Origin of the sequence: Agarivorans sp. Alg241-V36, assembly GCF_900537085.1 — a bacterium.
GTDB lineage: Bacteria > Pseudomonadota > Gammaproteobacteria > Enterobacterales > Celerinatantimonadaceae > Agarivorans.
Genome location: NZ_UNRE01000007.1, coordinates 294,368 through 310,178 on the forward strand (window position 1 = coordinate 294,368; position 15,811 = coordinate 310,178).

At 42.7% G+C, this 15,811-nt stretch carries 13 protein-coding genes; 5 read left to right on the top strand and 8 right to left on the bottom strand.

Going from position 1 to position 15,811, the window contains the following annotated elements:
• The gene (locus tag G6R11_RS17270) at positions 1–669 is read right to left on the bottom strand and encodes an amino acid ABC transporter permease (protein ID WP_163134309.1); all 669 of its coding nucleotides are present in this window, start codon (positions 667–669) and stop codon (positions 1–3) included.
• Positions 669–1,427: an amino acid ABC transporter substrate-binding protein gene (locus G6R11_RS17275; protein ID WP_163134310.1), complete on the bottom strand. Its 759-nt coding sequence runs from the start codon at positions 1,425–1,427 to the stop codon at positions 669–671. Before G6R11_RS17275 ends, G6R11_RS17270 begins: the two co-directional genes overlap by 1 nt.
• A gap of 227 nt (positions 1,428–1,654) precedes the next feature.
• Between G6R11_RS17275 and dnaA the strand changes: the two genes are divergently transcribed.
• From dnaA to G6R11_RS17300, 5 genes are all read left to right on the top strand, one after another.
• Positions 1,655–3,058: a chromosomal replication initiator protein DnaA gene (dnaA, locus tag G6R11_RS17280; RefSeq protein ID WP_163134311.1), complete on the top strand. Its 1,404-nt coding sequence runs from the start codon at positions 1,655–1,657 to the stop codon at positions 3,056–3,058.
• A gap of 20 nt (positions 3,059–3,078) precedes the next feature.
• Positions 3,079–4,182, top strand: a complete 1,104-nt coding sequence (gene dnaN / locus G6R11_RS17285; RefSeq protein ID WP_163134312.1) for a DNA polymerase III subunit beta — start codon at positions 3,079–3,081, stop codon at positions 4,180–4,182.
• Between the two features lie 13 nt (positions 4,183–4,195).
• A complete protein-coding gene (recF, locus tag G6R11_RS17290) occupies positions 4,196–5,281 on the top strand; it encodes a DNA replication/repair protein RecF (RefSeq protein ID WP_163134313.1) in 1,086 nt (361 codons plus the stop codon).
• Positions 5,274–7,688 (top strand): DNA topoisomerase (ATP-hydrolyzing) subunit B, encoded by a 2,415-nt coding sequence (gene gyrB, locus G6R11_RS17295; RefSeq protein ID WP_163134314.1) that lies wholly within the window; start codon positions 5,274–5,276, stop codon positions 7,686–7,688. The genes recF and gyrB overlap by 8 nt, the downstream gene beginning before the upstream one ends.
• A gap of 198 nt (positions 7,689–7,886) precedes the next feature.
• Positions 7,887–8,354 carry an Hsp20 family protein gene (locus G6R11_RS17300; protein WP_163134315.1) on the top strand — a complete coding sequence of 156 codons (468 nt, stop codon included), beginning with the start codon at positions 7,887–7,889 and terminating at the stop codon, positions 8,352–8,354.
• Positions 8,355–8,410: 56 nt separating this feature from the next.
• Here G6R11_RS17300 and G6R11_RS17305 read toward each other — a convergent pair whose 3' ends face one another.
• The 6 genes from G6R11_RS17305 to tusA form a co-directional block, all read right to left on the bottom strand.
• Entirely contained in the window at positions 8,411–9,658 is a 1,248-nt protein-coding gene (locus G6R11_RS17305; RefSeq protein WP_163134316.1) for a valine--pyruvate transaminase, read from the bottom strand.
• A gap of 141 nt (positions 9,659–9,799) precedes the next feature.
• Complete coding sequence (locus G6R11_RS17310) at positions 9,800–11,635, bottom strand: alpha-amylase (RefSeq protein WP_163134317.1); 1,836 nt, start codon at positions 11,633–11,635, stop codon at positions 9,800–9,802.
• Between the two features lie 87 nt (positions 11,636–11,722).
• On the bottom strand, positions 11,723–12,172 hold the full coding sequence (locus G6R11_RS17315) for a hypothetical protein (protein ID WP_163134318.1): 450 nt from the start codon (positions 12,170–12,172) through the stop codon (positions 11,723–11,725).
• Positions 12,173–12,413: 241 nt separating this feature from the next.
• The gene (gene glyS / locus G6R11_RS17320) at positions 12,414–14,492 is read right to left on the bottom strand and encodes a glycine--tRNA ligase subunit beta (RefSeq protein ID WP_163134319.1); all 2,079 of its coding nucleotides are present in this window, start codon (positions 14,490–14,492) and stop codon (positions 12,414–12,416) included.
• Between the two features lie 10 nt (positions 14,493–14,502).
• Complete coding sequence (glyQ, locus tag G6R11_RS17325) at positions 14,503–15,408, bottom strand: glycine--tRNA ligase subunit alpha (RefSeq protein ID WP_163134320.1); 906 nt, start codon at positions 15,406–15,408, stop codon at positions 14,503–14,505.
• A gap of 128 nt (positions 15,409–15,536) precedes the next feature.
• On the bottom strand, positions 15,537–15,788 hold the full coding sequence (tusA, locus tag G6R11_RS17330; protein WP_163134321.1) for a sulfurtransferase TusA: 252 nt from the start codon (positions 15,786–15,788) through the stop codon (positions 15,537–15,539).
• Positions 15,789–15,811 lie beyond the last annotated feature (23 nt).

Below are 15,811 nucleotides of genomic sequence, written 5' to 3' on the forward strand. Positions count from 1 at the left end.
TTAGTAGGCCTTAGATAATCGCTTTTCAGCCAGGTTTTGTAGTTGGGTAAATACCGCAACAACTGCCCAGTAAATAAGTGCTACCGCTAAAAATGCTTCAAAGAACTTAAAGCTGCTAGAGGCTTCCATTTGTGCTTTAGCCATGATTTCAGCCACACCTAAGGTAAAGGCCAAAGAGGTACTTTTAATCATATCGATAAGATAGTTCATTAACGAAGGCAGAGCCGTGCGTAGAGCTTGCGGAAGCACTACTCTGCGCAAAGCTTGTAGCCGAGTCATGCCAAAGGCATAACAAGCGTCCCACTGGCTTTTATCAATAGAGTTAATTGCCGCTCTAATGCTTTCTGCTTTATAGGCAGAAAAGTGCAAGCTTAAGCCGATGACTGATGCGCTAAATGCGTCTAAGCCAATCAGTATTGGAAATACCTGAGGTAAGCCGTAGTACAAGATAAACAATTGTACTAACAGCGGGGTACCACGGAAGAATGAGATAAATACCACTGCAAATTGATTAAGCAGCGGTAACTTAAATACACGAAATAGAGCTAATACTAGCGCAAGCACTAACGCAAAAACGGCTGCAACTGCAGCCATTTCCATGGTGGTTCCCAAATACTTAAACAGTATTGGGAACAGCTCTAACATGTAACCGAAGTCAAATGTAGACATTATTTGGTGATGTCTCCGTCAAACCATTTTTGAGAAATTGCACTTAGGCTGCCATCTTGCTGCATCGCTTCTAAGCTTGCATTGACTTTAGCTTGTAGTGCTTGGCCAGCTTCATTGTTTTTAAATGGCATCGCATTCTCAATGGTTTCGAAAGGCTGACCAGCTAGCGCTAAGGGTAGACCAGATTTTTTAATTAATGCTAGTGACGATACACGGTCCATTACAAATGCGTCTGAGCGACCCAATGCTACGTCTTGCTCAATGCCTGTATCGTAAGTTGCAATATTAATTTGCTTATCTGTGTCGTGTTTTCTTAACAGCTGCTCGAAGTTCGAACCTAAGTTTACCGCAACTTTCTTACCTTTTAGATCGTCGATGCTAGTTATTTCGCTATTACCTTTACGTACAACAATTTGTGCGCCGTCCACTACATATGGATGAGAGAATAGGTATTTAGCTTTGCGTTCGTCGGTAATAGTAATTTGGTTAGAAATTGTATCTACTCGGCCAGTCTCTAGCATGCCAAAAAGGCCAGAGAAGTTGGCGGTAACAAATTCCACTTTCCAATCATTACGTTTGGCTAGTTCATTCCAAACATCAACTTCAAAGCCTTGCAGCTGATCTTGCTTTACAAAAGTGAAAGGAAAATAACGACCAGACATACCTACTTTAACGGTATCTTGTGCAAATGCTGACCAAGGACTCAGGCTAACTAGCAGTAAACCAAGTAGCAATCGTGATTTATTTAGTAGTTTCATTTCTATTCTTCTGTATCTGTAGTTGTGTATGGGTAAAAATTCTAGTTCAGCCTCTGTAAATACACAAATACGCTATGGTTATATCAAATAACTAAGCTGTTATCTGGCTCGGCTATTTTTATTCACATATTTGTTATCTGCTTGTGAATAATTCATAAGAAACCTAGAGTTTAAGCGGCTTCCGTTATAAAATAGACGGTCTTTTTGGTGATAACGCGGAGTCGCGAGTGAGTGGGTCTCTTTGGCAACAAATCTTAGTACGTTTACAAGATGAATTGCCGGCAACAGAATTTAGTATGTGGATCCGACCACTGCAAGTTGAGCAAGACGCAGAGTTATTGGTGTTATACGCACCAAACCGTTTTGTATTGGATTGGGTTAAAGATAAGTACTTGATCCGAGTAAATGCTTTACTCGAAGAGTTTTGCGGAAGTGATAAACCAAGTTTACGCTTTGAAGTAGGCAGCAAGCCAGTTAGCCGAACCTTATCTAATCCAGTAAAAGCTGATCCTGTTCAAGCTGGAGCTAGTGCTGCACCAGTTAATCAAAACTATAGTGGCAAGAGCTGGGATAAAGAACCAGCGGTTAAGTCTGCCTTAGAAGCAAATCATCGAAACAATATTAATGCGACTTACCAGTTCGACAATTTTGTTGAAGGTAAGTCTAACCAGTTAGCGCGCGCCGCAGCCACTCAGGTTGCCAATAACCCAGGTGGAGCATATAACCCATTATTCTTATATGGTGGCACTGGTTTGGGTAAAACCCACCTATTACACGCAGTAGGTAATGGCATTATCGCCAATAAGAAGAATGCTAAAGTAGTGTATATGCACTCTGAACGCTTCGTTCAAGATATGGTAAAAGCGCTACAAAACAATGCGATAGAAGATTTTAAGCGTTACTACCGCAGCGTAGATGCATTGCTTATCGATGACATTCAGTTTTTTGCAAATAAAGAACGCTCGCAAGAAGAATTCTTCCATACTTTTAATGCCTTACTAGAAGGTAACCAGCAAATCATCTTAACCAGCGACCGCTACCCTAAAGAAATTGACGGAGTAGAAGATCGTTTAAAGAGTCGTTTTGGTTGGGGCTTAACAGTAGCCATTGAACCACCAGAGCTGGAAACGCGCGTTGCAATCTTAATGACTAAAGCGAATGAAAATAATATTCGCTTGCCAGACGAAGTGGCTTTTTTCATCGCTAAACGCTTGCGTTCAAATGTTCGTGAGCTAGAAGGGGCATTGAACCGGGTTATTGCAAATGCCAACTTTACCGGACGGGCTATTACCATTGACTTCGTTCGTGAGGCTCTGCGAGATTTATTAGCACTGCAAGAAAAGTTGGTAACTATCGACAATATTCAAAAAACTGTTGCTGAATATTACAAGATTAAAGTGGCTGATTTGCTGTCTAAACGACGCTCTCGCTCAGTCGCTCGACCTCGGCAGTTGGCGATGGCTTTAGCCAAAGAGCTTACCAACCATAGTCTGCCAGAAATTGGCGATGCCTTTGGTGGTCGTGACCATACAACGGTATTACACGCCTGTCGTAAGATTTCTCAACTTAAAGAAGAAAGCCACGACATTAAAGAAGACTACCAGAATTTAATTCGTACATTATCGTCATAATCGGAGAGGCGTGACTAGGTATGCAATTTAGTATTAACCGGGAACAACTGCTTAAACCTTTACAGCAAGTTAGTGCTGCTTTAGGTGGGCGTCCAACTATTCCTATTTTGGGTAATGTTTTGTTGGATATCAGTAACCAACAGTTGTCGATTACAGGTACTGATATGGAAGTGGAGCTTATTGCCACACTTCCACTAGAAAGCGCCGTAAATGAAGGGCGAGTAACGGTACCGGCTAAAAAGTTTGTAGATATTTGTCGTGGTTTGCCAGACGGTTGTGAAATCAGCTGTAAGGCTGACGATAATCGCTTGGTGCTTCGTTCAGGGCGCAGTCGCTTCTCTCTAGCAACTTTGCCGGCTAACGATTTTCCAAATATTGAAGATTGGCAAAGCCAGCAAATAATTCAGCTAACTCAAGGCCAACTGAAGAATCTTATTGATAGCACCCAATTTTCTATGGCCAGTCAGGACGTTCGCTACTACCTAAATGGTATGTTGTTTGAGACTGACGAAAAGGGCTTAAAAACTATTGCTACAGATGGACACCGCTTAGCTTTGGCTGAACAACGTTTTGAGCAGCCTTTACAAGCGCAACAAGTTATTGTTCCGCGTAAGGGTGTGATTGAACTAGCACGAATGCTAGAGCACGAAGACCAGTTGGTTGAGTTGCAAATTGGTAGCAACAATATTCGAGCCAGCGTTCAAGGATTTACTTTTACCAGTAAACTGGTTGATGGCCGTTTCCCTGATTATCGTCGCGTTCTTCCAGCTAATAGTGATAAAGCATTAATTTCTGGGCGCGATGAACTTAAACAAGCATTCTCGCGCGCAGCTATTTTATCTAACGAGAAGTTTCGCGGTGTTCGCTTGCAGCTAGAATCTGGAAGCTTGAAGATAACCGCAAATAATCCTGAGCAAGAAGAAGCTGAAGAAATCTTGGATGTGGATTATCAATCCGAAGATTTAGAAATAGGCTTCAATGTTGTTTATGTTTTGGATGTATTGAATGCACTTAAGTGCGAGCAAATCAGAATCAATATGAGCAATAGCAATAGCAGCGCCTTAATTGAAGATGCTGAGCAAACTGGCAAAGCAATGTACGTTGTCATGCCAATGCGTTTGTAATGTCTTGTAGCAGATGCAAATTCAAAACTTAGGTTTACAAAATTTTAGAAATATAAAGAGTGCTAACCTAAGCCCTAACCCCAAACTAAATGTGATCTTGGGGCAGAATGGCAGTGGTAAAACCAGTGTACTAGAAGCTATTTACTATCTAGGTTTTGGACGCTCTTTTAGAAGTAATAGACCCAGTAAAGTTATTACTTATCAGCAAGACAGTTTTGTTGTGTTCGCTCAATTAGACGAACACAAAATTGGATTACAAAAGTTTAAAGGTGGAGATACTGCCTTAAGGATCAACAAGGAAACAGTAAGAAGCCAAGCTGTGCTAGCTTCATTATTGCCTTTACAGATCCTGCACCCTGAAGGGTATGGCTTGGTTGATGGTAGTCCTAAACATCGACGCGCTTATTTGGATTGGGGAGTGTTTCACGTGGAACATCAGTTTCACGCCGCTTGGCAAAACTACAAGCGAATATTGAAACAAAGAAATGCCTTGTTGAAACAGACAAGGCAATATCAAGATTTGCAGTTTTGGGATAAGCAGTTAGTTGAACTTGCCTTAGTGGTTAGTGAACAACGTAAAAAGTATGTGGAAAGCATTACAGATACTCTGAGTGAATTGGTTACAGAGTTTCTTCCAGAGTATCAGTTTGACATGGCTTTCTATCAAGGATGGGACGATAAAGCTGCTTTAGATGTATTGCTAAAGCAAAGCTTTGAGAGAGACAGATTGTTAGGTTATACCCAGTTTGGGCCTCACAAAGCAGATTTGAAGTTTAAGTTTGATGGCATAAATGCAGTTGACGTGATTTCAAGAGGGCAGTTAAAACTGTTTGTGTGCGCATTAATCTTAGCGCAAGGGCAACATGCTCAGCGAACAAGTGGAAAGAAAACTGTCTACCTAATTGACGATTTTGCTGCAGAACTAGATATGTCTAAACGACAGTTGTTAGCTAAGTGCTTACAACACAATGGGTCTCAAGTGTTTGTTTCCGCGATTGAGGAGCAGATGCTAGATGGATTTGATTTAGAAGGATGCACAATGTTTCACGTGGAACATGGTGTTATCAGCGACTATAAAACGAGAGTAAAACATGGCTGAAAATGAATATGGCTCATCGAGTATTAAGGTACTAAAGGGCCTTGATGCAGTAAGAAAACGTCCTGGGATGTATATTGGCGATACCGATGATGGCTCAGGTTTACATCACATGGTCTTCGAGGTTGTAGATAACTCTATTGATGAAGCATTGGCTGGCCACTGTTCTGATGTTGTAGTGACTATTCACAATGACGGTTCGGTATCAGTATCCGATGATGGTCGTGGTATTCCTGTAGATATTCACCCTGAAGAAGGGGTGTCTGCAGCCGAAGTTATCATGACGGTTCTGCATGCTGGTGGTAAATTTGACGATAACTCTTATAAGGTATCGGGCGGTTTGCACGGTGTAGGTGTATCGGTAGTTAATGCATTATCTATTAAGCTGCAGCTAACGGTTAAACGTCAAGGGCATGTATATGAGCAGTTTTATACCTTAGGTGAACCAGATGCTCCGTTAGCTATTGTTGGTGATACTGACAAAACCGGTACCGAGTTACGCTTCTGGCCTAGTGATGAAATATTCTCAGATACTAAGTTCCATTACGATATTCTTGCTAAACGTTTGCGTGAGCTGTCATTCTTGAACTCAGGTGTTTCTATCATTCTTAAAGACGAGCGTGATGATAAACAAGATCACTTCTGTTATGAGGGGGGGATTCAAGCATTCGTATCTTATTTAAATACCAACAAAACACCTATCCACGATAAAGCTTTTAGCTTTAACTTCCAGCGCGATGATGGCATCGCAGTTGAATTGGCAATGCAGTGGAACGATGGTTTCCAAGAAAACATCTACTGTTTTACTAACAATATTCCTCAACGTGATGGCGGTACTCACTTAGCTGGATTTAGATCTGCGCTAACTCGTACGCTAAATAGTTACATGGAAAAAGAAGTTAGTAAGAAAGATAAAAGCAGTGCAACCGGCGATGACGCTCGTGAAGGCTTAACTGCGGTTATTTCGGTTAAAGTGCCAGATCCTAAATTCTCTAGCCAAACTAAAGACAAGTTAGTGTCTTCGGAAGTGAAATCTGCGGTTGAACAAACCATGGGTGAGAAGCTTAGCGAGTACTTATTAGAAAACCCACAAGAAGCTAAGATCATTACGCAAAAGATTATTGATGCAGCTCGCGCTCGTGAAGCCGCGCGTAAAGCTCGTGATATGACTCGTCGTAAAGGCGCCTTAGATTTGGCTGGCTTACCTGGTAAGCTAGCTGACTGTCAGGAAAAAGACCCTGCGCTTTCTGAACTATATATAGTGGAGGGTGACTCTGCGGGTGGTAGTGCAAAACAAGCGCGTAACCGTAAGAACCAAGCGATTCTTCCACTTAAAGGTAAGATTTTAAACGTAGAAAAAGCCCGTTTCGATAAGATGTTATCTTCTCAAGAGGTTGCAACCCTTATTACTGCCATGGGCTGTGGTATTGGTCGTGATGAATACGATCCAGATAAAACCCGCTACCATAACATCATTATCATGACCGATGCTGATGTCGATGGCTCGCACATTCGTACGTTGCTATTGACCTTCTTCTATCGTCAAATGCCAGAGATCATTGAACGCGGATACATCTACATTGCTCAGCCTCCTTTATATAAAGTGAAGAAGGGTAAACAAGAGCGCTATGTAAAAGATGAAGAGTCGCTAACTGAATACCTAACTACCCTGGCTTTAGACAACTCTGGTTTATATGTAAACCCAGAGGCCCCTGCTATTGGTGGTGAAGCCTTAGAAAGTTTAGTAACTCAATATCGCCGTGTTTGGAAAAACAACGAGCGTTTAGCGCGTCGTTACCCAATATCACTACTAAGCCAAATGGTTTATCAGCGTGCGCTTAATGTTGAAGAGCTGAAAGATGCAGAAGCATTAGAACAATGGTCTGAAGAGCTTATTGCTCCGGTTAATGCCGAGCTTCCAAGTGGTAACTACTACTCAGTAGAAATAGAAAAACACGATGAGCGTGATATCTATTACCCTGTTGTAACACTGCGCCAACACGGTGTGGATGTAAGCTTTAAGTTTGAGCCTGAGTTCTTTGCTTCTAATGATTATAAAGATATCTGTAGCCTATACGATAATCTTAATAACCTAATAGAAGAGGGCGCTTACGTTAAACGTGGTGAGAAGACTAAACCGGTTAACAGTTTTGAAGAAGCGCTTAACTGGCTAATGGCTGAGTCGCGTCGTGGTTTATACATTCAACGTTATAAAGGTTTGGGCGAAATGAACCCTGACCAACTTTGGGAAACCACTATGGATCCTGAAACTCGTCGTATGTTGAAAGTAACTGTTGAAGATGCGATTGCTTGTGACCAATTGTTTACAACGCTAATGGGTGATCAAGTTGAGCCGCGTCGTAACTTTATTGAAGACAACGCACTGAACGTGGAAAACCTAGACGTTTAATCTGAACGTTAAAAAGTAGCATCTATAAAAAGGCAATATGAAAATATTGCCTTTTTTGTATCCATTGCTCTTGAAAGCCAAAATAGCAGCCCCATATATAGTAATAACAGGATGCCACAAAGGTGGGTTTTGTTAAGAAAGGGACGCAGCAATAGTGCTGGTCCAATACAATTTATTGCTCTATGAGGATAATATACTATGCGTAATCAATACGACTTTTCACCACTTTATCGCACTGCTATTGGTTTTGATCGTTTGGCTAATTTTATTGAAGCTGCATCAAACCAAAGCGCTCAAACTCAGAACAACGGTTACCCTCCCTACAATATTGAAGCGGTAGACGAAAACAACTACCGAATCACTCTAGCTGTAGCCGGGTTTGCTGAAGACGAGCTTTCGATAGTAGCTCAAGAGAATGCATTAATCGTTACTGGCACTAAACAGAAGAAAAACAGCCAAGCTAAATTTTTACATCAAGGCATTGCAGAGCGCGGTTTTGAGCGTAAATATCAGATTGCTGACCATGTTAAAGTTAAAGCAGCTAACTTGGAAAATGGCTTGTTGTTTATTGACCTAGAGCGAGAGATCCCTGAAGCACTTAAGCCTAAGCAAATACCTATTAACGGTAAGCTAAACGTTGAAACTATAGATGCTAAATCTGCTTAACTACATGTTGTGATAAAGAATGAAAAGGGCCAATAGGCCCTTTTTTAATTAGCGAGTTAATCTGCCAGTAATGGATTTACTACATTAGCCAGTATCTCAATGCCTCGTTTTACCTGGGCTTCATCTTGAGCAAAGTTAAGACGAATACATTCTTGAGTATGTCGCCAATCTTTATCTATACCAGGGAAGAAGTAACTGCCAGGTACTATTAGCAAGCCATTTTCTTTTAACTGTTGGTAAAGTTGTTTGTCAGTTATCGTTAAACCTTCAAACCAAAGCCACAAGAACATTGCACCTTCAGATTTATGTATTCGAAATTTACTAGAAGGAATAGCTGCTTGAAGCCAGCTGATCGCTTGTTGTGATTTCTGTTGGTAAAAGGGCTTGATTACATGGTTACTGGCGTCCAGTAAGCTATTGTCTTTAAGCATCTCATTAGCTAACGCAGGGCCCACGCCTCCAGGCGACAAATTAATAATCCCCGACAAATTAGATACTGCTTTGATGGTTTCTGGCTTAGCGATAACAATGCCGCAGCGGGTACCTGGCAAACCTAGTTTGGATAAGCTTAAACAGAGTATAGTATTGCTGTCCCAAAATGGCTTCGCCCCTTCGGTGAATACTAAGTTGGGGAAGGGTAAGCCGTAGGCATTATCAATTAATAGCGGCACTTGATGTTGTTTGGCGAGTGCCGAAAGCTTATTAATCTCGTCGTTGGTAATTACATTGCCGGTTGGGTTAGTGGGGCGTGATACACAAATGAGACCAACACTTTCATCAATCGTTAAGTGTTCGAAATCAACATGATATTTGAACTGTCTATTAGCCAAATATTCAATGCTAGGTTTATTGCCAATAAACAAGTCTTCGTCTATTCCACTATCTTCATAGCCGATATATTCAGGAGCAAGTGGAAACAATACCCGCTTATTGTTTTTGCCTTTGCCTGCGAATAAGTTGAAAAGGAAAAAGAAGGCACTTTGACTACCGTTAGTTAGTGCTATGTTGTCTTCATTAATATCCCAGTGAAACTCCTTTCTAAGAAAGGTGGATAAATTGGAAATAAAATCCTTGTTTCCCTGTGGGGCATCATAATTACATAGTGCAGCCAATAAACTCTTATTGTTTATGCCAGTTTGCAAGTGCTGTTCAAAGATGGCGTTCATTTGTGGAATTTGCGCCGGATTACCGCCGCCTAACATTATCATTTCGTCACCGGCTCGGATCCCCTCATCAAGGTCATCCATAAGTTGAGTAATGCCGGAATGGCGGGTGAACTTGTTGCCAAAATTTGAATATGTCATAACGCACCTTTTAAGCTAAGGCGTCACCTTAACAAAGTTTGCTTTTGAATAGCAATTGTCATTACAGAACAAACTACGGCTGTGTTTAGGCAATAAAAAAGCGGCTTTAGTAAGCCGCTTTTATTTGAGTGGAAAGTGAGTTTATTTGGCTTGTTGGCCTACATAAACAACAACCACTGCGTCATCGCCTTTACGGCGTTCAAATACGTAAGGAGCCGCATTTAACTGCTTGTGTTCACCACTACCAACCGCTTGGTGGCGTTTACGGAACTGCAGAAGTTTTTGCCAATGATTGTGTACCGCTAAGCGTTGTTCATCGTTTAGCTGCTCCCAGTTCATATCTGAACGGGTTGCTTGGTGTTTATCTGAGCTACGAGGACCTTTTTCTCGAGCGCTCTCATCACCATAGTAAACTTGTACCGCGGTAGGCATTAACAAAAAGGCTGAGCCAAGTTGTTTTTGCTGTTCTAAATCCTTGCTGATGCTGCCGAAGGCGAGTTTAGTATCATGTGATGATACGTAGCTTAAAACTTTGCCGTCGCGCTTTCCTAGTACGTCTGCGTAGCGCTGATAGCCATCTTGCATATTAGATAAACAGTTCATGCCTTTTTTAGCTAGGTCGGTTTGATAAGTGAAATCAATCAATGAATCAAAACCGCTGTTAAATAGCTTAGAGTTATTTAAACCTTGGCCCCAAAATTCACCGGTCATCCAAAAGTCGCTGTCATCCAGTACTTTGTCAGGGTTGTTTTGTTTCCACTCGGCAAAGGCTTTGCTTGAAGCTAGTTTTAGCTCCTGCCATGCTTCCGGCTCTACGTGTTTAACTGTGTCGGCACGGAAACCGTCGATACCATATTCACGTACCCAGTCAGATAACCAAGTGACCAAGTAGTCTCTCACTGTGGCGCCAGGGATTTCGACGGCTTTAGTATCAGCTTTGTTTTTATAGAACGGTGGTAGACCTACAACATTGTCTGACTCAGTTTTAAAGTCAGGTAAGTAGGCTAGTGACATTTCTAAATCACTTGGGCCTGGGTTAGGGTAGCCAGAGATGTCTGTTCGTACCCAATCAGGTCCCCACCATTTCACCCACTCTGTGCGATTGCCATAATCGATGTAGTCGTTAAAGCTATGCCAGGTTTCACCTTTACCAGGTGTCCAGTCGGTCCACTTCTTACCTAAGTAGTTTTCAATAGGTACGTCGTATTCTTGGGTGGCACCAAAACCAAATTCTTGCATGTCGCCTAAGGTTGCGTAACCGGTGTGGTTCATCACAATGTCCATAACCACGCGAATACCACGGGCGTGGGCATCATCTACGAATTGTTTAAACTCTTCCGCAGTACCCATATTTTGGTCCATTACGGTATAGTCTTGCGCGTAGTAGCCGTGGTAACCGTAATGCTTAAAGTCGCCTCGCATACCGCCACCAACCCAACCACGAATTTGCTCGTATGGAGCAGTAATCCAGATGGCGTTGATGCCTAAATTTTCGATGTAATCGAGCTTTTTGCTAAGGCCGGCAATGTCGCCGCCATGAAAGGTACCAATTTCGTTTTTACCGTCTTTGCTACGACCGTAGCTATTATCGTTACTAGGGTTTCCGTTGTAGAAACGGTCTGTCATAACAAAATAAACAGAAGCGCTATCCCAGCTAAACTCATCGGCTTGTTTGCCCACAGATTCTAGCAGTAATAAGCCGCCGCTTTCTGGAGAGGGGGTAAAGGTGACTTTACCTTGATAAACGGTACTCATTTGACCGCTATAAAAATCTTTAACAGCGGTGCCTTCTTCAAAGCTTTCACCTACATCTACGGTTACGGGCTGACCATCCCACTGGAGACATTGTGCATTTTGAGCAAGAGCTTCGCTTGAGCTGCTAGCAGCTGCGCCAGTTGTCGCCTCGTTTGACGCACACCCGGCTATTGCCATGCTGACTAAACAACCAAGCAGGGCAGGTTTAATGACTTGTTGCATTGCTTACATCCATATAGTTATTGCTGTTGACCGAACAGACATAAAAAAAAAGCCCCCTATAGGGGGCTTAACTAGAAACTGCTGAAATTACATTTCAACTTTTTCTACGTAAGTTACAGGTAGTTCACCAGTCCAATCTAGGTAGAAACGGTAAACGCCATCTACTTCTGGAGTGAATTTGAAGTTATCAAATGCGGCACATTTGTTCATCTCACGACGCTCGCCAAGTTTGATATCAGCAATACCTGATTTAAAACCGAAGTTAGTACCACATTGCCATGCAGCATCACCAAATTTCCACTCGTAAGGTTGGCCATCAGCAATTAGTGGCTCGTCTACTGGAGAAGTAGCAGACCAAACGTTTTCTTTACCTTCAACTGGTTGAAGTTGAAACTGAGGATCAGCATCCCACCATGTGAATACACCACGTAGGTATACGTCACGAGTTAATTTGCTGTCGCCTTCGCTTGAAGCACAACCTGCTGCAATGATTGTCACTAGCGCTAGCACACCTGCTTTCATGATATTTTTAAGCATTTCCAATTCCTTTCTATTTTTATAGCTTTCCTTTGTCTTTACAGACAAACATTACGTAATGAGCCGAACTCGAGCTTATTTATAGCGAAGCTAAGCGCGAAAAAACGTGCCAAGCTCACACTACTATGCTGAAAAGGATTTCAAGAAAAGGCTGATTTTATTAAAAAAGTTAAGTGGATCAAAAAAAGCCGCATCCCTTGCTGGGAGGCGGCTTTTTTATTGCATTGGGCTGGCTTCTAGGTTACTGAATCACAGAGATGTCAGCAATTTCTAAAAACAACTCTCGTAGCGAGTTTAACAGGCTTAAGCGGTTAATCTTCAGCGCGTCTTCATCGCTCATAACCATCACGTTATCGAAGAAGTTATCCACTACTTCACGCAAAGTGGCTAACTCGATTAATGCTGCCTGGTAGTCGCCGTTTGCCAATAAAGGTTTTAAGCTGTTTTGCATGGCCGAAATGGCTTCTGCCAATGCTTTTTCTTGTGGCTCTTTTAGCAAGGCGCTATCAATTTGTGGTTTAACAAAATCTGGGTTTTTAGCCAGAATGTTAGATACACGTTTATTCGCTGCAGCCAAGGCTTGAGCCTGCTCTAATGAGCGGAAGTGGCTTACCGCTTTAATGCGTTGCTCTATGTCTGCTGGTTTAGTTGGTTTACGTTCTAATACCGCAGTGATAACGCTGGCGTCAATTCCTTGCTCTAGGTAAATGGCGCGTAAGCGGGCGTAGACAAACTCTACCAGTTGGTTATGTACTTTTGCTTGTTGCTCTTGGTTTAACTCAAGCGGCAATAGCAACAATGCGCTGTTAATTAGCGTATCTAAATCTAGCTCAAAGCCCTTGTCTTGTATGATGCGAATAATGCCTAAGCTTGCACGACGCAGGGCAAATGGGTCTTTATCACCTTTAGGTAGTTGGCCTATAGCAAAAATACCCACCAAGGTATCCAACTTATCGGCAATTGCTACTGCAGAAGCAACTTTAGACTCTGGCAATTTGTCGCCAGAGAAACGTGGCCAGTATTGCTGGTTAAGCGCATTGGCTACGTCTTCGTGTTCTCCGTCAAACTGGGCGTAGTACATACCCATTACACCTTGAATGTCTGGGAACTCGAGTACCATTTCGCTGTTTAAATCAGCTTTAGATAGCAAACCAGCACGCTGTGCATGTTGGCTATCACCACCAATTTCTGCGGCAATTTGTGCAGCTAGCTCTGAAACACGGCTAGCTTTATCGAGTAAGCTGCCTAATTTTTGTTGGAATACAACATTGGCAAGCTTATCTAGGCGAGAATCTAAACGTGATTTTTTATCGGTTTCAAAGAAGAACTCTGCATCAGCAAGGCGAGGGCGAACAACTTTCTCGTTACCTTCAATAACCTGCTGAGGATCTTTACTCACAATGTTAGACACAAAGATAAAGCGTGGTAATAAGTTACCCTTGGTATCTAAAATCGGGAAGTATTTCTGATTATCCTTCATGGTATAAATCAGTGCTTCGGCAGGAACCGCTAAGAACTTATCTTCAAAGCTACCTACCATGGCTACTGGCCATTCAACCAAAGAACATACTTCTTCAAGTAATGCTTCGTCCATTTCAACTACGCCACCCTCACGGGCTGCTTCGGCTTCAATTTGCTCGCGAATAATAGCTTTGCGTTGTTGGTAATCAACAATCACTTTACCACGGCGATCTAGCTGTTTAACGTAGTCATTGGCATGGTTTAGTTCGAACTCGGCTTCACCCATAAAACGGTGGCCGCGCACGGTACGAGCTGATTCAATACCTAGAATATTACCTTGAACTAACTTTTCACCGTATAACATGGTGATGGTATGAACCGGGCGAATGAACTGAGTGCTTTTGGCACCCCAGCGCATAGGCTTTGGAATTGGCAGCTTGGCTAAACCGTCTGCAACAATGTCTGGGAATAATTGATAAATGCTTTGGCCACTAATTTCAGCTTTGTGCATCAACCATTCGCCTTTATCAGTTTTTAAACGCTCTGCTTGCTCAACGGTAATACCATTTGAACGCGCCCAACCCTCGGCTGCTTTAGTGGCATTGCCGTCGGCATCAAAGGCACTGCTAATTGCAGGTCCGCGCTTTTCTACTACTTTATCTGGGGTTTGTTCGCTTAAACCTTGAATGCTTAGTGCTAGACGGCGCGGCGCGGCAAACCATTCAATACTGGTAAATTCAAAACCAGCTTTTTCTAAGCTTTGCTGTACGTTGCTTTTAAAAGACTCAGCTAAGCCACGTAGGGCTTTAGGTGGCAACTCTTCGGTGCCGATTTCTACTAATAGGTTTTCGTTACTCATGCTGCCTCCGTTACTTTTTGTCTTTGCATAATGGGAAACCAAGCTCTTCACGAGCACTGTAATACGTTTCGGCTACGGCTTTAGAAAGGGTTCTTACACGTAGAATGAAACGTTGACGTTCGGTTACCGATATAGCGTGGCGGGCATCAAGTAGGTTGAAGGCGTGTGAGGCTTTCATTACCTGTTCGTAAGCGGGTAGCGGTAGGCCAGCTTCAATTAATTTTTGGCTATCTTTTTCACACTGGTCAAACTGCGCAAATAAGGCAGTAGTGTCGGCATGTTCAAAGTTGTAAGTCGATTGCTCAACTTCGTTTTGGTGGAAAACATCACCATAGGTGATTCTGCCCATTGGGCCGTCTGTCCACACTAGGTCGTAAATGCTATCTACGCCTTGAATGTACATGGCTAAGCGCTCTAAACCGTAAGTGATTTCGCCAGTTACCGGCGAGCACTCTAAGCCGCCTACTTGTTGGAAGTAGGTGAACTGAGTGATTTCCATACCGTTAAGCCAGATTTCCCAACCCAAACCCCAAGCACCAAGTGTTGGTGACTCCCAGTTGTCTTCAACAAAGCGAATGTCGTGAACTTCGGGGTTAATACCAAGCTCAACCAAAGAGCCTAGGTAGAGCTCTTGAATGTTGTCTGGCGAAGGCTTCATTACTACCTGAAATTGGTAATAGTGCTGCAAGCGGTTAGGGTTTTCACCATAGCGGCCATCGGTAGGACGGCGACATGGTTGTACATACGCACTAGACATCGGCTCTGGACCGATAGAGCGCAAAAAGGTTTGCGGATGAAAGGTGCCTGCACCTACTTCCATGTCTAAAGGTTGAACAATAACGCAGCCTTGGCGGGCCCAGTAGTCCTGTAAGGCCAATATAAGGCCTTGAAAGGTTTTAATATCGTATTTATGCATGATTCGTGTCGCGCGTATGAAAAATAATCGGTTTTATAACTGACGGAGTATACCCTAGCAAGCAGGCAGACCCTAGTGCTGTTGTACGGGGAATTGCTGATAAATTAGACTTTTTTGAAAAAACTAAGCTAACTGCCTTTCTTGATCAAATACTGGAACGGCGTTTGGTCGGTTTTTTTAGCCACTAAGGTGTGATCCATAAATTCGCAGAAACTCACCATATCGCGAGTAGTGGAGGGATCGTCGGCTTGCACTAACAAGGTTTCGCCAATATCAATGTTACGGATGGCTTTGCGAACCATCATAACCGGTTCAGGGCAACGTAAACCTAAGGCATCTAATTGGTGATCGGCTTTGCTGAAATCTATGTTATTGCTCATTTTACTACGGTCTCTTAGTGCTA

Coding starts and splice junctions, on each gene's coding strand:
- G6R11_RS17270 (WP_163134309.1), bottom strand. CDS start 669: ATGTCTACATTTGACTTCGGTTACATGTTAGAGCTGTTCCCAATACTG.
- G6R11_RS17275 (WP_163134310.1), bottom strand. CDS start 1,427: ATGAAACTACTAAATAAATCACGATTGCTACTTGGTTTACTGCTAGTT.
- dnaN (WP_163134312.1), top strand. CDS start 3,079: ATGCAATTTAGTATTAACCGGGAACAACTGCTTAAACCTTTACAGCAA.
- recF (WP_163134313.1), top strand. CDS start 4,196: ATGCAAATTCAAAACTTAGGTTTACAAAATTTTAGAAATATAAAGAGT.
- gyrB (WP_163134314.1), top strand. CDS start 5,274: ATGGCTGAAAATGAATATGGCTCATCGAGTATTAAGGTACTAAAGGGC.
- G6R11_RS17300 (WP_163134315.1), top strand. CDS start 7,887: ATGCGTAATCAATACGACTTTTCACCACTTTATCGCACTGCTATTGGT.
- G6R11_RS17305 (WP_163134316.1), bottom strand. CDS start 9,658: ATGACATATTCAAATTTTGGCAACAAGTTCACCCGCCATTCCGGCATT.
- G6R11_RS17310 (WP_163134317.1), bottom strand. CDS start 11,635: ATGCAACAAGTCATTAAACCTGCCCTGCTTGGTTGTTTAGTCAGCATG.
- G6R11_RS17315 (WP_163134318.1), bottom strand. CDS start 12,172: ATGCTTAAAAATATCATGAAAGCAGGTGTGCTAGCGCTAGTGACAATC.
- glyS (WP_163134319.1), bottom strand. CDS start 14,492: ATGAGTAACGAAAACCTATTAGTAGAAATCGGCACCGAAGAGTTGCCA.
- glyQ (WP_163134320.1), bottom strand. CDS start 15,408: ATGCATAAATACGATATTAAAACCTTTCAAGGCCTTATATTGGCCTTA.
- tusA (WP_163134321.1), bottom strand. CDS start 15,788: ATGAGCAATAACATAGATTTCAGCAAAGCCGATCACCAATTAGATGCC.